This is a genomic window from Burkholderia sp. PU8-34, assembly GCF_053427725.1.
Genome location: NZ_JBSAXC010000003.1, coordinates 427,512 through 448,901, shown reverse-complemented (window position 1 = coordinate 448,901; position 21,390 = coordinate 427,512). Strand labels below are relative to the sequence as shown.

Annotated in this window: 25 protein-coding genes and 1 tRNA gene; 2 read left to right on the top strand and 24 right to left on the bottom strand. The window is 60.3% G+C overall.

What is annotated here, in order from left to right; all coding sequences use genetic code 11:
• Nucleotides 1-46 precede the first annotated feature (46 nt).
• The 20 genes from ACV22Z_RS10485 to ACV22Z_RS10390 form a co-directional block, all read right to left on the bottom strand.
• Complete coding sequence (locus ACV22Z_RS10485) at nt 47-730, bottom strand: phage minor tail protein L (protein WP_448076224.1); 684 nt, start codon at nt 728-730, stop codon at nt 47-49.
• Entirely contained in the window at nt 727-2,130 is a 1,404-nt protein-coding gene (locus ACV22Z_RS10480; protein WP_448076223.1) for a tail fiber domain-containing protein, read from the bottom strand. Before ACV22Z_RS10480 ends, ACV22Z_RS10485 begins: the two co-directional genes overlap by 4 nt.
• Before the next feature lie 8 nt (nt 2,131-2,138).
• Nucleotides 2,139-2,477, bottom strand: a complete 339-nt coding sequence (locus tag ACV22Z_RS10475) for a phage tail protein (protein WP_448076222.1) — start codon at nt 2,475-2,477, stop codon at nt 2,139-2,141.
• A complete protein-coding gene (locus ACV22Z_RS10470; protein ID WP_448076221.1) occupies nt 2,477-6,580 on the bottom strand; it encodes a phage tail tape measure protein in 4,104 nt (1,367 codons plus the stop codon). The genes ACV22Z_RS10475 and ACV22Z_RS10470 overlap by 1 nt, the downstream gene beginning before the upstream one ends.
• Nucleotides 6,581-6,593: 13 nt before the next feature.
• The gene (locus ACV22Z_RS10465) at nt 6,594-6,872 is read right to left on the bottom strand and encodes a phage tail assembly protein T (RefSeq protein ID WP_448076390.1); all 279 of its coding nucleotides are present in this window, start codon (nt 6,870-6,872) and stop codon (nt 6,594-6,596) included.
• Entirely contained in the window at nt 6,869-7,333 is a 465-nt protein-coding gene (locus ACV22Z_RS10460) for a phage tail assembly chaperone (RefSeq protein WP_448076220.1), read from the bottom strand. The genes ACV22Z_RS10465 and ACV22Z_RS10460 overlap by 4 nt, the downstream gene beginning before the upstream one ends.
• A gap of 30 nt (nt 7,334-7,363) precedes the next feature.
• Nucleotides 7,364-7,828, bottom strand: coding sequence for a phage tail tube protein (locus ACV22Z_RS10455; protein ID WP_448076219.1), 465 nt, complete (start codon nt 7,826-7,828; stop codon nt 7,364-7,366).
• A 57-nt stretch (nt 7,829-7,885) separates the two neighbouring features.
• Complete coding sequence (locus ACV22Z_RS10450) at nt 7,886-8,230, bottom strand: hypothetical protein (protein ID WP_448076218.1); 345 nt, start codon at nt 8,228-8,230, stop codon at nt 7,886-7,888.
• The gene (locus tag ACV22Z_RS10445) at nt 8,227-8,649 is read right to left on the bottom strand and encodes an HK97-gp10 family putative phage morphogenesis protein (RefSeq protein ID WP_448076217.1); all 423 of its coding nucleotides are present in this window, start codon (nt 8,647-8,649) and stop codon (nt 8,227-8,229) included. Before ACV22Z_RS10445 ends, ACV22Z_RS10450 begins: the two co-directional genes overlap by 4 nt.
• Entirely contained in the window at nt 8,642-8,968 is a 327-nt protein-coding gene (locus ACV22Z_RS10440) for a phage head closure protein (protein ID WP_448076216.1), read from the bottom strand. The genes ACV22Z_RS10445 and ACV22Z_RS10440 overlap by 8 nt, the downstream gene beginning before the upstream one ends.
• Entirely contained in the window at nt 8,968-9,534 is a 567-nt protein-coding gene (locus ACV22Z_RS10435) for a hypothetical protein (RefSeq protein WP_448076215.1), read from the bottom strand. Before ACV22Z_RS10435 ends, ACV22Z_RS10440 begins: the two co-directional genes overlap by 1 nt.
• Before the next feature lie 6 nt (nt 9,535-9,540).
• Entirely contained in the window at nt 9,541-9,726 is a 186-nt protein-coding gene (locus ACV22Z_RS10430; RefSeq protein WP_448076214.1) for a hypothetical protein, read from the bottom strand.
• A gap of 59 nt (nt 9,727-9,785) precedes the next feature.
• Complete coding sequence (locus ACV22Z_RS10425; protein WP_448076213.1) at nt 9,786-11,093, bottom strand: phage major capsid protein; 1,308 nt, start codon at nt 11,091-11,093, stop codon at nt 9,786-9,788.
• A gap of 103 nt (nt 11,094-11,196) precedes the next feature.
• Nucleotides 11,197-12,165 carry a S49 family peptidase gene (locus ACV22Z_RS10420; protein ID WP_448076212.1) on the bottom strand — a complete coding sequence of 323 codons (969 nt, stop codon included), beginning with the start codon at nt 12,163-12,165 and terminating at the stop codon, nt 11,197-11,199.
• Entirely contained in the window at nt 12,162-13,421 is a 1,260-nt protein-coding gene (locus ACV22Z_RS10415) for a phage portal protein (protein ID WP_448076211.1), read from the bottom strand. The genes ACV22Z_RS10420 and ACV22Z_RS10415 overlap by 4 nt, the downstream gene beginning before the upstream one ends.
• Nucleotides 13,422-13,425: 4 nt before the next feature.
• Nucleotides 13,426-13,611, bottom strand: a complete 186-nt coding sequence (locus tag ACV22Z_RS10410; protein ID WP_448076210.1) for a hypothetical protein — start codon at nt 13,609-13,611, stop codon at nt 13,426-13,428.
• Nucleotides 13,608-15,320 carry a terminase large subunit gene (locus ACV22Z_RS10405; protein WP_448076209.1) on the bottom strand — a complete coding sequence of 571 codons (1,713 nt, stop codon included), beginning with the start codon at nt 15,318-15,320 and terminating at the stop codon, nt 13,608-13,610. The genes ACV22Z_RS10410 and ACV22Z_RS10405 overlap by 4 nt, the downstream gene beginning before the upstream one ends.
• Before the next feature lie 9 nt (nt 15,321-15,329).
• Entirely contained in the window at nt 15,330-15,815 is a 486-nt protein-coding gene (locus ACV22Z_RS10400; protein ID WP_448076208.1) for a phage terminase small subunit P27 family, read from the bottom strand.
• A gap of 148 nt (nt 15,816-15,963) precedes the next feature.
• A complete protein-coding gene (locus tag ACV22Z_RS10395) occupies nt 15,964-16,320 on the bottom strand; it encodes an HNH endonuclease (RefSeq protein WP_448076207.1) in 357 nt (118 codons plus the stop codon).
• 310 nt (nt 16,321-16,630) lie between these two features.
• Nucleotides 16,631-16,707 (bottom strand) — tRNA-Met (locus tag ACV22Z_RS10390).
• Nucleotides 16,708-16,901: 194 nt separating this feature from the next.
• Between ACV22Z_RS10390 and ACV22Z_RS10385 the strand changes: the two genes are divergently transcribed.
• Both ACV22Z_RS10385 and ACV22Z_RS10380 read left to right on the top strand, forming a co-directional pair.
• Nucleotides 16,902-18,608 (top strand): AAA family ATPase, encoded by a 1,707-nt coding sequence (locus ACV22Z_RS10385; protein ID WP_448076389.1) that lies wholly within the window; start codon nt 16,902-16,904, stop codon nt 18,606-18,608.
• Between the two features lies 1 nt (nt 18,609).
• Nucleotides 18,610-19,557, top strand: coding sequence for a hypothetical protein (locus tag ACV22Z_RS10380; protein WP_448076206.1), 948 nt, complete (start codon nt 18,610-18,612; stop codon nt 19,555-19,557).
• 294 nt (nt 19,558-19,851) lie between these two features.
• Here the strand turns inward: ACV22Z_RS10380 and ACV22Z_RS10375 are convergent, their stop codons facing one another.
• The 4 genes from ACV22Z_RS10375 to ACV22Z_RS10360 are packed head-to-tail and all read right to left on the bottom strand — an operon-like array spanning nt 19,852 to nt 21,360.
• Nucleotides 19,852-20,277, bottom strand: a complete 426-nt coding sequence (locus ACV22Z_RS10375) for a hypothetical protein (RefSeq protein WP_448076205.1) — start codon at nt 20,275-20,277, stop codon at nt 19,852-19,854.
• 59 nt (nt 20,278-20,336) lie between these two features.
• Nucleotides 20,337-20,585, bottom strand: a complete 249-nt coding sequence (locus tag ACV22Z_RS10370; RefSeq protein ID WP_448076204.1) for a phage portal protein — start codon at nt 20,583-20,585, stop codon at nt 20,337-20,339.
• The gene (locus tag ACV22Z_RS10365) at nt 20,582-20,920 is read right to left on the bottom strand and encodes a hypothetical protein (protein WP_448076203.1); all 339 of its coding nucleotides are present in this window, start codon (nt 20,918-20,920) and stop codon (nt 20,582-20,584) included. The genes ACV22Z_RS10370 and ACV22Z_RS10365 overlap by 4 nt, the downstream gene beginning before the upstream one ends.
• On the bottom strand, nt 20,917-21,360 hold the full coding sequence (locus ACV22Z_RS10360; RefSeq protein WP_448076202.1) for a hypothetical protein: 444 nt from the start codon (nt 21,358-21,360) through the stop codon (nt 20,917-20,919). The genes ACV22Z_RS10365 and ACV22Z_RS10360 overlap by 4 nt, the downstream gene beginning before the upstream one ends.
• Nucleotides 21,361-21,390 lie beyond the last annotated feature (30 nt).

The following is a 21,390-nucleotide window of genomic DNA, read 5'->3' as shown; positions in this document are numbered from 1 at the left end:
AAAAACCCGCCAATGGGCGGGTCCGCAAAGATAGATTGCTCGACGACTACGCAAGCGTGTCGCAAAGAAAGCCGCCATACGGCAGCGGATTGTTCACTCCGAATCGGCACTCGCATCCGCTGATCTTCTGGCTGCAGCGATCGAGCGCCGGATCACTCACCGGCTTGTCGCTCTTATCGAAATAAACCGTGCCCATGTACCCACATTCCGGGCCGCGGTACGCGGACTGGCACACGCCAACGATCTGCCGCGCCGGCACCTGCTGGCCACCGAAATCGAGTGGCGACGACAGCGTGAACTCGACCTGCACACCAGGCTGCTCGTTGCTTTTCTGCTCGATTCGCCATTGCTCGATCGGCCACTGTTCGTTCGGATCCGCGCTCGGATTCCCGCCGGGAAAATTCACGGCATCAAGGTACTTGGCGAGCGTGCGTCGACGGAACACCTTCGCACCGACAAGATCCCCCAGCGCGACACACAGTGCCGTGATCGTGCCGTTGATGTCGCCTACGGTCAGCGTCGGCGACGGCTGACGCGCATCCGACGTCCGCTCGAATCCGACCACCTGGATCGGCCACGGCCCGTACTCTTGCCCCTGCCATACGATAGACGTCGACTGCAAATGCCCATGAAACCGCAGGACGTCGCCGCCGATGGCCGTGCCATCGACCTCGAACAATTCGATTCTTGCGCCTGGCTCAAGCCCCTGAATATCTGCCGATATGCTCATGCCTGTTTCTCTTCGAGTACCGCAATGCGATCTAGCGCAGCGCTAAGCAAACGCTCCAGCTCGATAACGCCCTTTAGCGCCACCGCGCTCGCGTTTGAGTAATTGAATCCGAGCGCCTTACGGCCCACAGGCCGCCCAGCCTCACCGAAGAGCTCTTCGCCGGTTTCAGGGTCATATTGGCGCGCGATGAAATCACCATCTGCGTCAATCTCCTCTGACAGCTCTGTGACAAGCTCCGGGAAATCGTCCACCCAATCCTGAGCGATCACGCCAACGTGCTTCTCATCGGACAAGCCACCGCCACTCGATAACGGCACTTTGTAGCGGAACGTCACGATCCGCTTGTCGCGCAGCAGCGGCAGCACGTCCGGAAGCGACGTTACGTCGCCCTTGAGATCCTTGTCAGAAGTCTGGGTAACCCCCGCACAAGTAATCGAGGCCCAAGATGCAGAATCCCACGAAACGACCTCCAGCTTGCCGGTACTCGATACACGCATCTGTACTGCGGAGGCGTTGTTGAACCCCGAGATACCCACATACGCTGATGCGTTATAGCCACTATCTACCCAGAGATTCGCGCCAGTGTACTGACCACTAGCGGCCGATTTCGAGTAAATCCGACCAGCCTTTACAACTCCGCCATACTTACAGAGATTGATGTTGTATTTTTTGTTGCCGTCGCTATAGTCCAGCGCCTCAATCACCATCTCGAAAGGGGCATCACTATATACCGCCGCCGTAACGCTGTTTGCGCTGTTTACACGCAAGCGACCACTCGATACGGCGCCGGTCACGCTCAAATCACCAGCAATCGATGCGCCAGCCTTCGCGGCAAGCGCACCGGTCACGTCAGTCGCCGAGAGGGTCGCTTTGCCAGTGACCGATAGCGCTCCAGTCACGTCAGTTGCCGCCAGAGACGCTTTCCCAGCTGCGGAAAGAGCCCCGCCGACGGCAAGGTCGCCAACGACTGCCTCGTTGTCGGCGCTCGACCTTCCTCGCATTAAGATGCGCCACGTGTTCACGCCGTCCGTATCAAGTATCGCAGCCTCACCAGGATTTAGCCCGGACAACGCAACAACATCACCCGAGCCATCGTCCGGAGCAAGCAGCACTCGCTTCGCTCCGCCGTTGACTAGCCACACAATCGAGTCGGGACCGCATGTCGAAGCGCGCTTCATCTTGATGACGCCGCCGGCCGTCGCAAAGCTCACGCTAATGCGCTTGCCAATGTGATCGGCCGTGAGCGTCTGGGACTTCGTAGTCATCGGCGCAGATGAAAGCGCCGCCTGTGCGTTCAGAACATCAACATTCGAATTGAACTTCGTGTTCGCCGTGCGCTGGTCATCGCCGCCGGCGCCGGTCGGCACTGTGCCGAGGTTTGCTTTTTGAAGATTTCCCATGTCTAGCCTTACGGCGCGAATGTCTGTTCAAACTGTGCCGTGATCGTGTACACGGCGCCATCCTTCGTCGGCTCTGAGTATTTTTCACACACGAAGCGCCCTTTCGGTCGGAACAGTGGCGTCCAATAGAACGACACCGCTCCGGCGTGCGCATCGAGGAACGCGAGAATCGCCGCAATCTTGTCCGCCTTCCCGACAAATCGGAGGTTGTATGTCGATTGCCGATTGTTCAGGCCGTCGGCTGCCCGCTGCGTGTACCCATCGCCAAATTCGGCTTTCCGCACACGCAGCGTCGTATCGCCGCCATAACCCTGAACGGTCGGCGACCAGTTAAAGGTGTCGGTCATTAAGCAACCCCGTTTTTGAGTTTCCAGAGCGACCCGCCTTGGCGGCTCTCGGCCTGAATCAATCCCTGCACAAGCTGCTTGAGCTTCTTCACGAACTCCGCGCTTGCCATCATTTGCGACGGGTCGCCGGAGCCGCCTTCGATCGTGACCGGAATAGTTAGCGCTACACCGGCTTCCTGACCTCCGAGCACGCCACCACCGGCCGAGCCACCACCGACGAGGCCGCCGTTCGCAAACTTCGCGAAACTGATATCCCGCCCGCTGTTGATCGCCTCGAGCAATTGAAGGACACCTGGCTTCCGCACGGCAGCCGCCTTCACCACGAATTCATCGTTCGAAAGCCACGCAGGAATGCTGTCGCTCGTCGACGTGCCAGGCCCGGTCACGCGCCCGCCGGTCGCAAGGTGGAAGCCATACGTATTGCCGCCAACAGCCCCCGCGATACCGTCCGACATCCCGCCCGCGAAACCACCGAGCAACGACGACGAACTGAATCCGCCAGCTGCCGACGCGCCCAGCCCGAGCGCCGAGCCAAGCGCGCTAAATACCGGCGCCATCGCGGCCCGCGCGGCGAACCGCGCGAGATCGGCGATCATGCTGTCGACGAGCCCCCGGAAATCCAGCTTCCCGGTTGCCGCAAACGACGCGACCGCATCCTCCAGATTGCGGAACGAACTGGTAAAGGCTTCCTCGGCCCGGCCGGCCGCGTTCTCCGCAGACTCCTGATACAGCGCTACCGCTCGGCTCGCGCCGACGCGCCAATCACGCTGCATCGCGAGCCGCTGATCGAGGTATCCGCGCTCGCGGTCGACCTGCTCGGCCTCTGCGCGGTTGATGCGCTCGATTTCCGCCAGATACTCCGGCGAGCCGAGCGTTCCGTCCTTCCGCGCGCCCTTCGTGAAATCGTCGCGTCGGCGCCTAAACTCATCGCTGACCCGGCTCATCGCCTGATTCAGCTCGCGTGCGTTGTCGCCCATCGACATCGCGGCGAGCTCGCGCTCCACCTCGCGCTGACGTTCCGACGCGTAGTCGGCCAGCTCGGCGTCGATCTGCGCGCTGCGCTCTTTCAGCTTGTTGATCGCATTGTGATAGCGGACCTCCTTTTCGAGCTGAACCGCCAACTCATATTTCGAGCGAATCTCTTGCTGATCGCGGATCAGGCTCTTGTCGCCGTCCGAAAGCTTAGTGCGCTTGCCGAGCAGATCGGTCAGTTTCTGGTCGAAGCCGATCCGATCCTTTTCCGACTGCGTGAGCTTGTCGGTCGCGACTGCTTCGACGCGCAACTGCGCAATCCGCTGCGCGATGTTGTCGAGCAAACGCTGGCTTTCCGGATCGGACCGCGCACCGCCGGCCCGCCCCTTATGCGCCAAAGCCGGCGCGTTGACGCCGATGCGCGCGACCTGCGCAGCCGACTCCGATACCGTGTCGTCGAATGCCTGTTTCCCGCGCGCCGCAGCAGCCGCGCGCGCCGCGTCGGCGTTGAAACCGAATTTTTCGAATTTCTTGCTGACAAGATCCGCCTGGAATTCAGCCAACGCCGCCGCGACGACCATTTGCTGATTCATCAGTGCGAGCTCGCGCGTCAGATTGTCGATATTCCGACGTGCGCCGGCCTCGGCCTTTGCATCCTTGTCCTGGATCGCCTTTTCAAGCGACTTGTAGGCATCCGCGCGACCGGCAATCAAACCCGCCTGCCGAGCCTCCGCAGCGTTCGCCCCCTTCGTTTTCGCCTCGTGCTCAGCGCGCTGCTGCGCAGTCATGCCGATGACGTCGGACGCTTCCTTCAGCTTCTCGACGTACTTGTTCCACGCCTCGACCGCCATGCCGCCCGCGAAGAAATTGTTTTCCTCCGAGAGCAAGCGAATTCCTTCGGCCGCATCGCGCGCAGATCCCGCCATCGCAGAAAGTGCCTCGGAGGTTTTTCTCGACACCCCCTCCGCTTTATCAATCGATTCCGCAGCAGCGATCAGAGACTCGCGAAGCTCAGCCCCACTGCCGGCCGCCTTCACAAATTCATCGATAAGCCCCAACCGGGCTTTCGACTTTTCGACAACACTGTCCGTCGACGCCTCAACCGCACGAAGGGACGCATTGAACTTGTCGACCGCTTCCTGCGTTTCCGGAGGGAGGAAAGCTATCCCGCCGTCCATCGACGCCGGCATGACCGACTGCGTGGCCTTGAATGCTAGCGTCTGGTAGGCCGCCGCCGCATCATCGCTTGCACGCTTCCCTTCCTTTTCAACACGAAGCCGCTCCGCCTCCTGCATGAGCGGCGTCAACTGCCGGTACTTGTCGATGATCTGATCGAGCGGCGCCTGCATGTCGATCAGGCTCGATGTCGCGCTGCCTGCGTGATCACTAAACAACAGCCAGTTCACGGCCGCGCCGAGCGCCACTGTGCCAACGGTTGTCAGGATGCCCGGCAGGCCTCCAACGACCGAGAGCAGCCCAGAACCGACCGTTCGCATCAGCGAACCTGCGCGCGCAGCGGCAGTCTGAGCAACTGCCGCACGCTCGGTCGCGGCAGCAAGGCCTGCAGTCGCTGCCGTCGCGCCACGCTCAGCACTCTCTCGGGCCCGCGTCGCTGCTGCAACCTCACGCTCAGCGACGGCCAGGCCCTTCTCGGTTTCCGCAAGTGCCGCGGCATACCGCGCCTGGTCGACCGTACCCTTGGCCGCCGCCGACTCCAACGCGACGCGGCGCTGCCGCGCCAACGCCAACGAAGCTTCGGCGCGCTCAAGCTCACCCTGCGCCGCCGCCGTCTCACGCGCGATCACTGCCGCGTACGGCGTGCCCGCGATCCGCGTGCCGATCTCCTGGCTGTTGGCCAGATTCGAGCGCGCCGTCGCGACCTGCGCCACGGCGCTCGCCTCGATCGCCCGCGCCTCGGCGAGTTTCGCCTCCGTATACCGGATCGAGCCAGCCGTCAGAGCCGACTGCATGGCGAGGCTTTCGCGCATGGCGCGCATGCCGGCCAGCTCAGCCTGTGCAGCAACCTCGGCAGCCTGCGCGTTTTGCAGCTTCGCAGCCGCTGCGTCGCGATCACTCTGCGCCCTCGCGATCGTGACCAAGGCGGCCGCGTTCTCCGTCTGCGCTTTCGCGAGCAGCGCTTGCCGCTCGGCGTTCCACGCGATCGCCGACTTTCCGGCGGCCACTGCGGTCTGGATGAAATACACCGCCAGTCGGCCAGCAGCGAGCGATGTGCTGATCTTCGCGATCTCGTCGATGTGCTCGGCAACGTAGATGATGCCTTGCGAGAGCTTCGCGCTCGCGCCCGTTGCCTGATCCGTTTCACCGATGTACTTCAGGATCTCCGTATGCAGCCGCGTCATCGACTGATCAACGGTCGCCTGCATCTTGGAGAACAACGCGTCAGTGCTGGACGCGGCATTCTTCAACGCGTCAATGAGGTTCTCGACCGTCAGCTTGCCGGCTTCTGCGAGCCCCTTCAGCTCTGACGAGCTGCGCCCCATCCCGCGCGCGATTGCCTCGGCGACGCCTGGCAGCTCTTCGAGCACGCTGTGCAGATCCTGACCACGCAACTGACCAGACGCGAATGCCTGACCGAGCTGCACGATACCCATCCGCGCCGTATCGGCCGAAACCCCGGACAGCGCGACCGCCTTACTGATCGTCTCGACCAGTGGGCCGACCTGCTTGATCGACAGGCCAAGATGACCCGTGTTGTTGGCGATCCGCTGGTACAGTTCGGCCGTCGCGTCGAGCGGCTGGCGCGTCGTTCGTGCGATTTGAACCACATCGCTTTGCGCGATCGCGAAATCGATCTGATCTCGCGTGACGATCTTGAGACGGTTGCTCAGGTTCGTCCATTCATCGGCATATTCGATGAGCTGATGCACGCCGAATGCCGCGGCAGCCGCCTCGGCATACCCGCGAATCGATCCGCGCGCAGCCTCGATCGCGCGGACCGTCACCTGCACACTTGAGGCGTTCGACGCAAATGCCGCATCAGCGGCCCGGCCCCCGTCCCGGACTGCGTTGAAATACCCGCCGGCCGTCGAGGCCAGCCCGCGCATACGCCGATCGTATTCGGTCGTATTCGCGCTTACGCTGACGATCAGCTCGCGCAGACTCGTTGCCATTTATATTTCCCGCCTACTTTGCCAAGCTCATGAGACCCGCGAAGAACGGATCGTCCGCGACCTCTTGAGCGTCATCCGACTCGCCGCGCCAGTTCGGCATCATGTCGGCCACCTTCACTTTCGCGCCCTGCGCCTGGAACACTGCCGATGCGACCATCGCGGCATGCAGGTCGTAGCGGTCATCACTGATCGGAGATTCGGCATCCAGCGCCTGCCACAACGCGAACTCGGCCGCAGACATCTGCGCGCGCAGCTCGGCCAGCGTCTTGCCGAGCCGCAGCGCCAACGTCAGTTCGAGTCGGAGATCGGGGTTTCGGCGGAAGGCTTTTTTCCGTCTTCCTCCGGATCGACACTGAGCTTGCCGAGCTCGATCGCCTTGGTGACGATGCGATCGTGTGCGACGCCATACACCGCGGCCACCTCTTCAGCGTCACCGTCTTCGAACTCGCGCTTCCAGCCCCCCGGCGTCTCGGTGAACAGCACGCGAACGAACAGACGGGCATAGGCCATCTGGTGCACTTCCGCGCTCAGCTTTCCGTACTTCGCGCGTGCCGTTTCCTCGTCGTCGCCCACTTCGACGCCGGCGGCCAGGCGAAGCGGTTCGAGCCAAAATGCGCGATCGCCGAGCAGCGGCTCACGCACCGCGATCGTTTCGCCGCCCCATTCCGGCATCTCCAGAAATTCATGCTTCCAGCCGGCGAGCGGGTTGAGAATTGCGGCGCGCAGCGCGCCGGCTTTTACCTTGATCGTCATCTTCAATTCCTTGCTGGTTCGCGAGATCGATTAGCCTGCCGGCGCAGCCGACGGCGGAACCTCCTTCGGCGAACCGCTGACGCGCACGCTGTACGTCGACGTCACAATGCCGTCGACGCCTGCCGACCACGTGTACTGACGCACCATGCCGACGAACAGAAACTGCGACCTGTCCCGGAATGTCACGCGGAACACACGCTTTTCACCGGTCGCACGCGCTGCACGGAGAATCCCCTGACCTTCGTCGTCGGACGAATAGTTGCCGTCGACCGAGAATTCACCCGGATCGGGCAACCCCAGTTCGGATTCCTTTTCGTCGCTCGCGAGCGTCGTCGCGTCGATTTCCGACGACTGGCCGCCCTGCCACTGGATCGTCTTGCTCGTCGTATTGAGATCGACGAACGTGAGCGTTTTGCTTTCGAGATCCGTCGAAACGGTCTTCGACACCTCGACCTTCGTGCCTTGCGACTTGATGCGCTTGCTCTTCTCGGCCATAAGCCCCTCAAAATGAAAAAGGCCCGCGCTCGGCGGGCCAAACAGAAATCGAATCGATCAGAACTGCACGGATATTTCGAGACTCACCCGGAAATCCCCGGTATCGCTCGAAAAGTCGTCGGGTAATTCGCTGATACCGCCGACGGCAAACTGCCCGCTCGACGAGGCACGGTCGATCACCTGGTCGGCAAGCGCGTCGGCCGCCGTATAGGTGCTCGCGTACACGTCGATCTGAAACGCACCAGATTTGCCACCTGTCTCCCCGCCAAGGGCGATATCGCGGGCGCCGCTCACCCGGGACACAACGTAGTACGGCGATTGCGCTTTCGACCCGGCGACAGCGACATAGCCCTTCGCGACACCCACCGTCCCGATCGCATTGCGGATTACTAGCGCGCTCACAGACCGCCTCCGATCACCTGATCGATTGCTCGCGCAATCTCGGTCCGAATTGCACCCTCGGCCTGGGCGATCGAAGCGTCAAAGGCCGGTCGCATGAACGGCTCGGCCTTCATGTGCTGCGTACCGAGTTCGACAAAGCGCCAGTAAAACGCGTTGTTCGGCGAGTTGGCCTTCCCCTTCGTTCGTACACGCACGCCGGCCGTCGCTACGCCCGGTGACTCTTTCTGCCGCAACGAAGTCGATGCGATGTTCCGGCGAAGCTTCCCGGTCTTCTTCGGCGCTCGCGCACGGGCCTCGTCGCGGATCACCTTCGCGCCTGCCAACGTCGCGCGCCGGAGCGCCTTCGTTGACTGCGCCTTCGCGAGCTTTGCGAAATCGGCTTGTAGGTCGGCCAGCCCGAGGATCTGGATGCTAGACATACTTCTCTCCCACTTTTACCGACAGGTCGAGATATCCGCGCGTCCGCGCGGGCAACACGGCCGTGATGTCGTACAGCCGCCCGTCGTAGCGCACGCGCATCTGTTCATCGATACCGGCGCGGTAGCGAATGCGCATGCTGGCAACCGTTGAACCTCGAATGGCTCCGGAAACGACATGCTCCTTTCCGTTCAGGAAAAGCACGTCGGCCCAAGGCCTTGCATGCACGACCCACGCACCCGGCAGCGGTTCGCCGTTCTCGTTTTCCTCGCCACTTGGCCGTTCGATGACGATCCGCTCCTTCAACTTCCCGGCTTTCATCAAAACCTCGGCGGAACAGTGATGGAATCGAGCAGGAGATCCGCATATCCGTCAGGCAACTGTGCGATCGTCTGCCCTTCAGAAAAAAGCTCGCGATGGTCATAGGCCCACGCCGCCGCAAGCAGCATCCACGATTGCACCGATGGATGCTTGGCGAGGTCGATACCCGCCTGATACGTGATCGTCACGGCGTGCGCGCCCGGCCAGCGGGCATCACCAAGCGGGGCACAGAGTGTTTCGCGCCCCAGTTGGATCAGCTCATAGGTCCGCGGATCCAGTGCCGTCGGCGCGCCGGAAGCATCGCGTGCTTCGATGCAGTCGACGCTGAGCACTTGCCCGACAGACAACGGGAATTCGCCAGCCGGAAAGCCCGCCAGCCGTTCGACATAGCGCGCTTTCCGGATAGCGGCGCCGGACTTTCTCTCGGCCGCCTGACGCGCGCCGGGAATCACAAGACGCTCGACGAACTCGCGCTCATCGTCATCATCGATTCGGCACTGAACGGCGACATCTTCGAAGGTAAGCGGCTCCGCGTCATCCAAGTATTCGACGAGAACAGCGGCCATCTGGGATTACCCCTTCGCCGCGGCGGGCTTGGACGTTTCGGCCTTCGGCGATGCTTTCGTCTCCTTCGAATCCGGCTCGTACGCCTGGGCGATCCCCGCATCGGCGAGCCTGTCTGCGTGCTCGTCCTCGAATCCAGCGATGTCGCCGGGCGTGTACTGCGCGTAATGCCGCTTGAACTTGACCACCTTCATGTTTTTCTCCGATATGCGGACCGCCTACGAACGGACGGACCGCACGGTTACAGACTCGCTTACGCGCCCCAGGTCACGCCGGCCAGCACGGAAATCGACTCGACGTGACGCGGGCCGAAGTCGTTCTTCGCGATCACGCGGATCAGCGTCTGGTCGCGCTGGAATGCGCTGACCACATTGCCGTCAGCGTCCTTATAGGTGGCTTCCTTGCTGTAGTCGATCTCGAGCGTTTCTTCTTCACCGATGAACACGTCACCGAAGTCGACGAAGTAGATCTCCGATTCCTTCGCCCCCTGGCCGAGATTGATCGGCACCTGCGTCGTCTTCCCGACCGGGTAGCCCTTCAACATGCCGTTGGCGAGTTCCGGATAGACCTTGTTGCCGTTCCCGTCCCGCAGGCCTTCGAGGAAACGGAACGTGCGCGGGGCCATGATCCAGCCGGGCTGCGTCAGGTTGGCGTCGGCATTCTCGAGCGCGAGAATTGCCTTGCCGAGATCCGTTTCGATCTTCGACAGCGTCGCGCCATCGCTTGCGGTGATGACATTGCTCGCGAGCGCCCAGAAGCGCAGGCCCTTCGGCGTGTTTGCCGTGCCATCGTCGCGAATGAACGCCTTGTCTTCGCGCGCACCGATCGCGGCAGTGAGATCGCCGACCACGATCTGATCGACATTCGGATTCACGCCGGCATATTTGATGAGATCGTTGGCGATCGGGACCAGCGCGGCGAGCTTCTTCGCCGTCAGCTGCAGATCATCGAATTGCTGCTGCGTTGCCGGGATATCGCTGTCGGCACCGATATAACCGACGATTGCGCCGCCCTTCAGGCGCGGAATGGTGATGTTGCCGTTCGAAAGCGGCAGCGTGCGCGCGCCGAGCTTGCGAACAACGGACTTCGGACGAAGCAGCTCGATGACCTCGCTCGACAGGTTCTCCGGCACCAAGACACCGCCCGCGCTCGACGAGAGCGTGTTGAGCGACATCGCCACTTCCTCGCCGAAACCGCGCTCGATCGCCAGCTTCGACGCGAGTTGTGCGTCACCGCGCGCTGCCGCGAGCGCGCGAACCATGCGCGCCATCTTCGCGCCCTTCACTTCCGGCGCCTTCGGTTGGGCCGGCACGGACGCTGCCCCCGGCGCAGCGACAGCAGCCGGCGTCGGGTCGACCGGAACCGCCGCGGCGGCCGCCATGCGTTCGGCAGCTGTCGCGCGCTCGATCTGCGAGCTCAGTTCGCTGAATTTCGAACTGAGCTGGTCGAATTCGGCCTGCTGCTCGGCCGACAGCGCCGCACCACCCGCCTCGATCTGTGCCAGCGCTTGCACTCGCTGATTGATGGCTGCGCGTTCGCGGCGAAGTTCATTGATGTTCACTACTCTTCTCCTAAAAAAAATGCCACCCGAAGGTGGCAGCACTCGACTGAGACGCGAACGCGCTCCAGTGTTGATTTGGGAAAATCAGATTTCTTGCGACTGGTTACATCATGGTCTGCATGTTCATCGCGGCCGCGCGCGCCGAAACGCTTCGACGCGCGCCCGCGCCCTGACGGTCAGCACGCGACGCACGCACTTCCGTAGCAATCCGGTTGATCGCCGCCTGCGGAGTCTCAACGCTGTCCGCGAGACCCGCATCGACGCCTTGTTGGCCGAAGAAGATGCCGGCCTGCGTGTTCTTCACCGCTTGTGTGCTCATGCCACGGAAGTTCGCGATTGCGTCGACGAACTGTTTGTAGCTGTTTTGCACCATGCTGGTCAGGAATGTCAGCGACTGGTCGCTCAGCGGCTCATGCGGCGTGAGATCGTTCTTGTGATCCCCGGCAAACACCGATGTCACCTTGATCCCCTGCTGTTCGTCCCGCTTCGAGACGTCGAGGTGGTTGGCGATGACGCCGATCGAACCTACGCCCGAGGTGCGGCTGACGATCACCTTCGATGCCGCAGCGGCAATCAGATAGCCGCCCGAGAAGGCCGAGAAGTTGACGATCGCCGTGATCGGCTTCACAAGCGAGGCAGTGCGGATGTCGTCGGCCAGCTCGAACGCACCGGTCGCGCTTCCGCCGTTGCTGTCGATATCGAGCACGATATGTTCGACGGCCGGATCGGCAACAGCCTGATTCACGGCAGATCGCAGCCCCTCGTAGCTCGTCATCGGCTCGCATGGGTTCATGTGCGCGGATCGCGATACCAGAATCCCCGACACCGGGATGATGTCCATGCCGGTATCGGCGACCAGGGCGCGCCGACGCTCCGACGCCGCGGCCATCTGCGCACCTGTGTCGAATTCGTCGCCCTCCATGATCTTCGGCTGGGCGTTGTTCACGGTCAGGTTGACGATGTTGAGGTTGAGCGCGTGATTCGCCCACTGCACCGCGAGCGACATCATCGGATCGGTGACGAGCTGCGGCTGATTGAAAATCAGACTTGCGAGTCTGAGGTGCGGTTTCAAGATAGGATCCTCCCAATTTCGTCGATTGCCGCTTTCGTCGGCTCCGTTTTGCCGACAGGAAGCGGCTGCGGCTTCGACGCGTCGACCATGTTCATCGGACTCAGGTAGATGTCGCCGCCCTTGACCGGTGGCATGTTCTCGAGCCGTCGAATGTCGTTAATCGACAGCCAGCCCCACTGGCGCCCGACCGCATACGCTGAATAGCGCGACGCCTGATCGCCTCTCAGCAGCCCCGCGAGGTTGTATTCGATGAAATACTGCTTACGCTCCGACGGCAACAGCAGATCGCGCGTCTTCGCCTGCTCATGCCGTTTGACCCACGGCAACAGCGTGTAGATGACGAACTGGATCTCCTGATGCTCGATGTTGCTGAACGTCGCCCGCTCCAGCTCGTTCACCATGTGAGCCGGGATTTTGTAAATCCGCGCGATGTCGAGCGCCGAGAGGCGCAACGCATCGATCAGCGCTGCGTCGACGTTCGTCATCGACAGCGGCTTGAACGTCATGCCCTCTTGCAGAAGGGCGACCTTCTTCGCGTTCCCAGACCCGCCGAACTTCGCATTCCAACCGTCCGTGATTCGATCCACGCTGGCCTGATCCTTGAGCGCCGGGCTTTCCTTCGGTCGTTCGATCACTCCCGACAGCGCCGTGCCATTCATGAATGACTTGCCGGCGTATTGCTGGATAGCCTGCGCATGCCCGATTGCGTTTGCGTGAAGCAGCACCGGCGACAGCCCCGTGTAGCCGTTGATCGACATCCAGCGAACGTGATGCACCAGCCGTTTTGGCATCGGATCGGATCCGTATACCCGATAGACCGGCATCAGGTTCGGGCCTTTCATGACCGTTACCGCCTCGTTATCCAGCGGATACAGCCCTTGAATGACACCGTCCTGATCGCGATCGACGAAGCTGTAGCTGTTGCCGCGAAGGCCGACGGCTACCTGCGACTGCTCCTGATACTCAAACGGCGTCTGCCACGGGTTCGGCTCGTACTTCAGGATCGAATACAGGGGGTGATCGGTGGCCGGCTTCCTATCGTCGCCGGAACGCTCATACAGCTCGATCGGTAACTGCGCGATGCTCTCCGAAAGCAGCGTGACGCAGTTTTGCAGGACCGTCAGCGACAGTGCGCTTGCCGGAGTCACAACCTGCCCGGCGTCCGATCGCGAGCTACCGAGCAGCGCCGACACCCACCCACCGGAACCCATCTGCGTCTGACCGGGGTTGGACAGCAATTGCCTGCTGAAGAACATAGGGCTACTCCTTGGGCTGAACAACGCGCGCAGCGCGCGCCGCCGCCAGATCCGCAACGAACGCCCACAACAACAGAAGGACACCCGCGACGATGAGCCCGATCGGCAAGCTGATCAGCACCACGCCAGTCACCAACAGCGCAAACCCGAGTAGGCCGGCCACCCAGGCCGCAATACCAATTGAATTCAAACACCCACTCCTTGATCGTAGATCGACTCGGAATCGACGCGATCGGCCAGCATTGCCCGGCCCACTGCCATGATGAGCGCTACAGCGCCGTCGATTTTGTTGTCGTTGCCCTGCTTGATCGGGCGCACCACATCGTCGTTGCCCGGCAAATTCTTGCCGATAACGTTGCTGATGCACCACGTCATGATCGGGTTGCCGTCGTGATGAAACCGGCGCGACGTAATCGCCGCCTCCAACTCCTTCATCGGGTCCGACATGTTCGTGTAGTTCTGCACAATGGTGACCGGCGTCAACCCTTCGTCCTCGAGCTGGTGCGACAGGTTCGTTGCGCCATGCGGGTCGAGCGGAGTGCATTGCACCGGACACATCCGGTTTGCATCCTTCGCCTCTTCCAGAATGTCGCGATAGTCGATCTCCGCGCCATCCGTTTCGAGCAGAAAGCCCTGATTGACCCACGCTTGATACCGCTCCGCCATACGGCGGTTTTCGGTGTTGCGCACGGTGTCCTCGGGCACCCAGAATCGCGGCGCAACGCAGAAGTAATGTCGACGCCCGTCGATGTCGCGCCAGAGAAGGCGGGCCATGCTGTTCAAGTCGAGCTTGCGCGCCATGTCGAGCGCTAGCACGCAATCTTGCCCCTCGAACCGTTCAAGGGTCAGCGACCGGTCTTCGCACGCTTTCCAGTCTTCGAGGTTGAAATAGCCCGCCTTGGCCGACGTCCAGACGTTCAAGTGCTTCGTCTTAAACGTGTTCGTGAAGCGTGCAGACTTGATCGCGCGCTGCTGCTGGCTTTCCAAATACTCCTGATAGACAGAAATTCCGATATTCGGATTGGCTTTCGCCAGCACGCGCGGATCGGTCCAATCGTCGCCTTCGTCGATCGTCCAGATCCAGCCGAAAAGCTCGTCGTCGGACACCGTCCCTTCGAGCATTTCGATCACCTGCCGGCGCTTGTCGTAGCACGGCCCCTCGATGTTCGCGCCCGCAGTCGTGATGATGAACATGAGCGGCTGTCGACGCGCGCCCATGCCAGTCAGCATCGTTTCGTACAGTGCGGCGCTATCGTGCTCGTGATACTCGTCCACGATCGCACACGACGGCGACGCGCCATCGCCCGGGTTGCCGATGATTGGCTCGAATCGACTGCCGTCGGCCGGCTTGTTCATATTCGAGGCATTCACCTCGATTCCAGCCGACTCAATCAGCATGGGCGAGCGCTTGACCATCAGCTGAGCCGGGCGAAAAACCTCCCACGCCTGCTTTTCGGTCGTCGCGCCGGCATATACCTCCGCACCGAACTCGTCGTCGAGAACGAACATGCCGATGCCAACGCCTGCGGCGATCACCGATTTGCCGTTCTTTCTCGGAACCTCCCAGTAGCTTTCTCGAAACCGGCGCTTGCCAGTGCGCTTGTTCAGCCAGCCGAAGGTCGCCATAAGGCCGAACTTCTGCCACGGCTCCAGCGTTACCAGTTGTCCCTTGAACGCCCACTCGCCCTTCGTGTGCGGCAGCAGTTCAATCAGTGCGAGCTTTCGCTCAGCGACCGCCGGATCGAACTTCCAGCGGAATTCCTTCTTTCGGCTCGCCGCAAGGTCGTCAAGGTGGCGCTTGCAAGCGAGTTGCACATACCGACAAGCGGCACGTTTGCCTCGAACGATTTCCCGTGCGAACTTGAGCCCCTGCTCTACGCGCGGGAAATTCGTCGCCATGTCTTCCAATCATTTGCCAAGCAGCTTCGCGAAAGGGTTGTCCGGAGTCTTTGGCTTTGCGCCGACCAGGCGCTGCCGGCTTGCCGGGTCGAGCCCCAGCATTGCGCCGAAGCTTGCCATTTGCGCCGCCGCCTCCTTCACAACGGTCGCGGCCGGATTCTTCATCGGACTGCCTTGCGAGCTGTCGACGACTGGGCCGTTACGGGTCAATTCCTCCTGGGCGGTACGCCAGTTGCCGTAGGCCGCACAGAAGATTTCGACGATGTGTAGGTCAGTCACCTGCAAGATTTTTTGATCGCACAGAAGCGGTACGACACGCTCCCACATGTCCCGCGCCTCGCCGGAAATCCATTCCGGCGGCTCGATGTTCGTGACAAAGCCGAAATCCGGCTCGTTCTTATTCAGAGCGCGTTTGCCGGGATTTCCAGCAGCGATTTTCCGAGCGGTCGGCTTGGGTTTTCTGCCGCGGCCCGGCACTGTCGCGATACCTCCCACTGGCCAACTCCTGAATTTTTAATTTCGCGGGTGTAAAAATTCGACGAAGCGGGCGGTCCCGAAGGCGACGCCTTCCAAGCTTTTTACCCCCCCTCCCCACCGGCTGTGACCGCCGGCCCACCGACGCGCCGGCTCGATCACACCCGCGTCACCGCAACCGCTCGCGCGCCGTCTTCGTCGCATGACAGTCATGGCAGATCGCTTGCAGGTTCTCATCGCGGTCAGTTCCACCTCGCGCTTTCGAGATAACGTGGTCGACAGCCGACGCTGTCGTCACACGTCCGGCTTGCAGGCAGGGCTGACAGAGGCCGCTGTCGCGACGCAGGATGCGTTGCCTAATCTTGTCCCACGCAGTTCCGTAGCCGCGTGCATGGCGATTGCCGCGCACTGCGTCGGGCTTCCACTTGACTGCCTCATGAGCGTGCTGCTCGCAGTGCGACTTCCCACCCGCGACGAGCGCACTACAGCCCCGATGCTTGCATGGCCTCAGAGGACGGGCCGCCATAGATTCACCCTGAGAGCGCTATGCGATGAGTTGCCTGACCGGCGATGACCATTTTCGAGCGCGGAAACGAAAAAGCCCGCGAGGTTTTCACCTTGCGGGCTTCAATATATGGGGGGGTGGTGAGATTCGAACTCACAACTCCAGCCGACAAGGCCGGACGGCCGTACCAACCGGGCCGAAGCCCAGCCAACCAGGCAAGCCTCTCGGCTCGCTTTCGGTCTTTAGCCTACACCCCGTCTAAAATGTTATCAGGTCGCGCGATGGCACAAAGCAAAAAGCCCGCTTGCGTTCGCAGAGCGGGCTTCGGTATTGGTTGCGGGGATAGGATTTGAACCTATGACCTTCGGGTTATGAGCCCGACGAGCTGCCAGACTGCTCCACCCCGCGGCCGAGATTGTAGGCGAACAGGCGCACCGCTGCAATCAAAAAAGCCCGCTTGCTTTCGCTTGCGGGCTTCGCTTGGGCGCACCTCGCGCCCGACGTCGTCAATATAGCGAAAAGAGAAGGGGTTTACAAGCACTTTGTGTATGAGTCTGCACCGGACCAGACAGACAACGTCGGATCGACTGAGTTTGAAAATCGTGGCCCTGTTTGCTTATTGCATGCGAGTTGATACCATCGCTTCAGACCAAAACCAACACAAGGGGAAAACGGTGGTAAAGCCTGTCGTCCTAGCACTAGTCGTACAACATCTAAAGACGAAAGCGATCTCAGTGCTGTCACTGACACCCGAGTACACGTTTTCTGTTGTGCCTAAGTCGCGTGGCCAACATGTTGGGCCAACGATTCACGTACTCGCCAACGAAAAATTCGTCAATTCAGCAGTGCAGCTTCCTGTGGACTCGCTAACGGTGATCTATGGTGAGAACGGCGAGGGAAAGACTACCTTGTTGCTGGACGTGTGCCGGACGCTGAATTTATATGGTCGCGAACCCCGTGTCGGTATCAATGGTCGCGAGCGCCCTCTCGGTGTAATTTGGCGTGACAAGTCAGGGGTCATTCGCCTAGATCCGGGCTCTCACCAGGCGGCGCTTCGTTTATCTGGACCCATGACAACGAGCGAGTCCGTGAGGCCTGAGGGGCGGTTCGGCACAGTTTTCTACACGACGTCGCCGTTCGAGTCGGCCCGGCGACGAGAGCTCAACGCCGGCGGCACGATGGACGTAACGCCATCGTTTGGCACGAACTCATTTAGCGGGACGTCGCTCTGCCAAGCCGCGAGTTCGTTGCCAAAAGATATCCCTTTCATTCGTCGTGTGCGGATCCAACTCGAAATTTCCGAGAGTCTGGACATCAGCGAGGAGATCCAAAAATTCTCTTCGACCTTGCTCCCGGAGGAACTGTCGACGGCGAAATCGAAACGCAAGTCACGCGTAACAACGCTTATTGACCGACTGAAGAAACTCTCGATGGGACTGAATGCTCGAACGAGTTTCTTATTGGCCATCGAATTGTATCGCGCAAGGCTGGATGGCCCAAAGGCCATGGAGATGCTTCTTCTCGAGCTTGTCGACTACAACGCGCAACCAGTTGAAAGCGACGCCGTCAGCCGTTTTCTCGTCCGTCAGGAAGCCCGATCAAGTCGGCGCATAACAACCCCGCATATTCTCAAAGCCCTTGAGCGATTAAAGAAGGTGGTGATAGATCAGGAGCCTAAAGGATTACCGGACTACGCCCGCGCTCTGCACTCGGTTTCGTCTATGGTCATTGCCGGACTGCAGGAGGCCGAAAATCTTGGGCTGCTGCGCTGGAACTTTCTTGAGCTTAGCAGCGGACAAGTAGCATTGTTGATGCTGTTTGCGTCGCTCAGTGCCGCGCTGGAGACGCTTCGAAAAAGAAGCATTCGATCAGTGGTGCTGGTGATCGACGAAGGCGAGATGTTTATGCATCCCGCATGGCAGCGGAAGTATCTCCGTGATCTGATGAACTTCATTGCGCACTACCGAAAATTTTTCGGCGAGATCCACCTTATCTTGGCAACGCATTCTTTGATCGTTGCAGGGGACGCGCCACCAAACCGGCTTTTCGATGTGAAATCGGGCGAGATGCGAAACGGCTTCGCCTACGGTCCCAAGGAGGTTTTGACTGATTTATATGGCGTTGATGAGTTCTCTGGAAATATCGCTGAATCGTTGTACGAAAAAATTGTGACGTTCCTGCGCACGCCAAACCCCACTATAGACCACAGGAACAAAGTGCAAGGACTCATCGACCAGGTGGCCTCGGATCAGCTTCGAAATTTCCTTCTCCGAGAAATTCAACAGCCGGAGCAAAGTCGAGATGCTTAAGTTGAAACCCCTGTCTCACGTAGAGCAACAGAAACACTTCAATTTACTGAAGGCCCGATTCGATGCGAAGTTGTCTAGCTCCATGATCGATGTCGGTAACGGTCCGTACGACAAAACGTTGATCGATCACCTCGAGAAGTCCTTGCGCGACATTCTTCTCGGTTCGCCAACAGAGATTGAGGCTTTTGCTAGCGACATGGTCAACAGGTTCTCGAATTTTTCCTCCTATACTGTTAGCCGAAAAAAGAGTACTTTCCCCGATCACGGCACGCACGAAAACACGCTGGCGATCATCAACGCGTGCCTCGACTACGATTGGTTTTGCCGCCAAACGAATGGTTGGGGCGCTTACGCTCTAGTTCAGGCCTATAACCTTCGAATCTGCCCATATTGCCAGGCTAATCACGTCAACCTGCACGTTAAGAAGGCCAAGGGCGCACGAGGCACCGCGGCGTTTCAGCTACGGCCTCCTCTGGATCATTACTTGCCCAAGTCCGTCTATCCGTATTTGGCCGTGTCCCTGAGTAACTTGGTACCGTCGTGTGCTCAGTGCAACTCAGGCGTCAAGATTGCCGGTGACCCTCGCGGCAAAGGCTTTGTCCACCCTCTAGACACCACAAAGATCTCCGTTAAGTTTTCGTCAAAGGGAACGCTTCGACAGAACCTCAATGGGCAGCTCCGAACTGAGGATGTAGTGCTCACGTTGACGGGTTTGGATACCCCATCGGCTAGCCACGTAGCGGAGTTTCGGCTGCAGGAACGGTATGACTGGTATCGTCACGAGATCAAAGACTTACTCGACCGAGATGAGCAACACCGAAACCTGAATCGCAAGTTGCGAGGCGTTATTCCACGAGAACTTTATGTGTTGGGCTTTCTTGAAGCGAGTGCGGAGACGCGCGCCCTAGGGCTATGTCTCCGTGACATATACAGGGAAATCGCCCCTTGATTCGCATATCTCTCGGCCCCATCGCTAGCTCAGTACCGCTCCCAGCTATTCGTTAAGCGGTCACCGACCTTGGTGCCGACCTATTTTCGTTGATTCTCGTATAGGGCGTTCGGTGCAATCCGCGTGAGACCTGAAGACGTCAACAAGTCGGGCATGACGAGTCCGTCACGACAGACGTTGTCGGCCGATGCAAAGCGGTCGGTGACGGCTCAAAGCCGAACTTCCGTTTTGAGTCGATCACGACCCTTGATGAAGTGGCGCTGCCAGAAAGATCAGGCTAGCCTCGCGCACTTTTCAGGCTGGGTGCGGATCCTTCAACAAGCCTCGCGCTTTCACGCGCGGATACAGCGCTTCTTTCGCGGCCTGATAAGTCGCATGCGCCTCCGACACATCGAGTCCACGAGGATTGCTCCAGACTTTTGCGCCGCATGTCTCGTTCATCGCTCCGATTCGCTTGCCCTTCATGTGTCGCTGGATTGCTGCGCGCTCCTGCCAAGTCAGTTCGTCAACGCACACGTCAACCTGTTCCGCCCGTTTCTTCGCCGCCTTCCGGTCCGCCTCTTCAGAGCGCTCGTCGGCCGTCAGAGTGCTGTCGGATTCGGAAAACCCACGACATGACGGATCGATGCGCCCATATCCTAGGCTCGGCACATACCCTGCCTGCCAGGCGTACCATTCGCGGAGCAGTTCTTCGATCTGGTTGCTTTCGTCGATCGTCATGTTTTTCCTGATTTCGATTTTCGTAAAACGCGGAGCTATCTACGCGAGGGCCGCTGTCGTTACATAACGACCGTGAAGCTGATGCCGTAGTGCGTGAACCAGTCGCCCAACGCGTGCCGATATGCAATGTCAACCGGCCACGCATATTCGATCTGCGTGCCGTGCTCCGTATCCGTGACCTCGCCGCTGTACGGGCATTGGTCGAAGGCGATGAGCTGCGCGCCTGTCTCGCCGTCTTGATGCTTCACTGCCGACTCGACCAGCCGTTCCGGTACGTCCGAATAGAAGATGTAGGCGTGTGCGCTCATGCGTCGTCCCTCAGATTCCATTCCCAATCGCCGCTCTCTATGAACGGCCCGAGAATCCGCGATTTCTTGTTGTCGACCCAGTACGCTTTCGTGCGCAACACACCAGGCGCGACCCATCGCAAATCGCTAGGCGCGATATGCGTCCGGTGACGCTCCGGGATGAACGCATCGACCTCGACAACGGTCAGCAACTGGCGCTTGACCGTCGGAATTCTCGCGATCCGATATACGGTCGTCAGGAGGGGCCGGTGCATCTCGGAACTGATCGTCGGCCCCATGCCGTGTTTTCGCTTGAAGCAGTGGCGGCCTGCAGGCAACTGCACGGTAAGAATCACTGGCAATTCGCCTCTCCCATCTTTCGGGCGCGCACTGGCACCCATTCCTCATATGCCCGATCCCAAACATCGAACTTGACCTGTTTCGGCGTGCCGACGCGGTTTTGGTCGATCCATGCGTGACACCACATGCAGCCCGGAACCGTGAATTCGTTCTTCGCTTTCAGCGAACCGGCCTTCCCGTGTCGCGACTGGTTCGAATGACACGGCACGACGGTTTCATCGACCGGGTTGAGACGACAGACGCTAGGCACACGCAGATAGCACGGCTCGTCGCGGCAGGCGGCCAGATACTTGGCCCCATCAGCGACAGTCGGACGCTTTGCATGTCGGTTATGCCATGCCTTGCGCGGAGCCTGGGCCGGCAACGGTGAGCTTTTCCGTGTCCAAGAACCGCGCGTGAGCGGCTTTTTCCGAGGGCCGAAACCTGATCGCTTCATGCGGCTTCCTTTGCCGCAAAGTGGCGACCA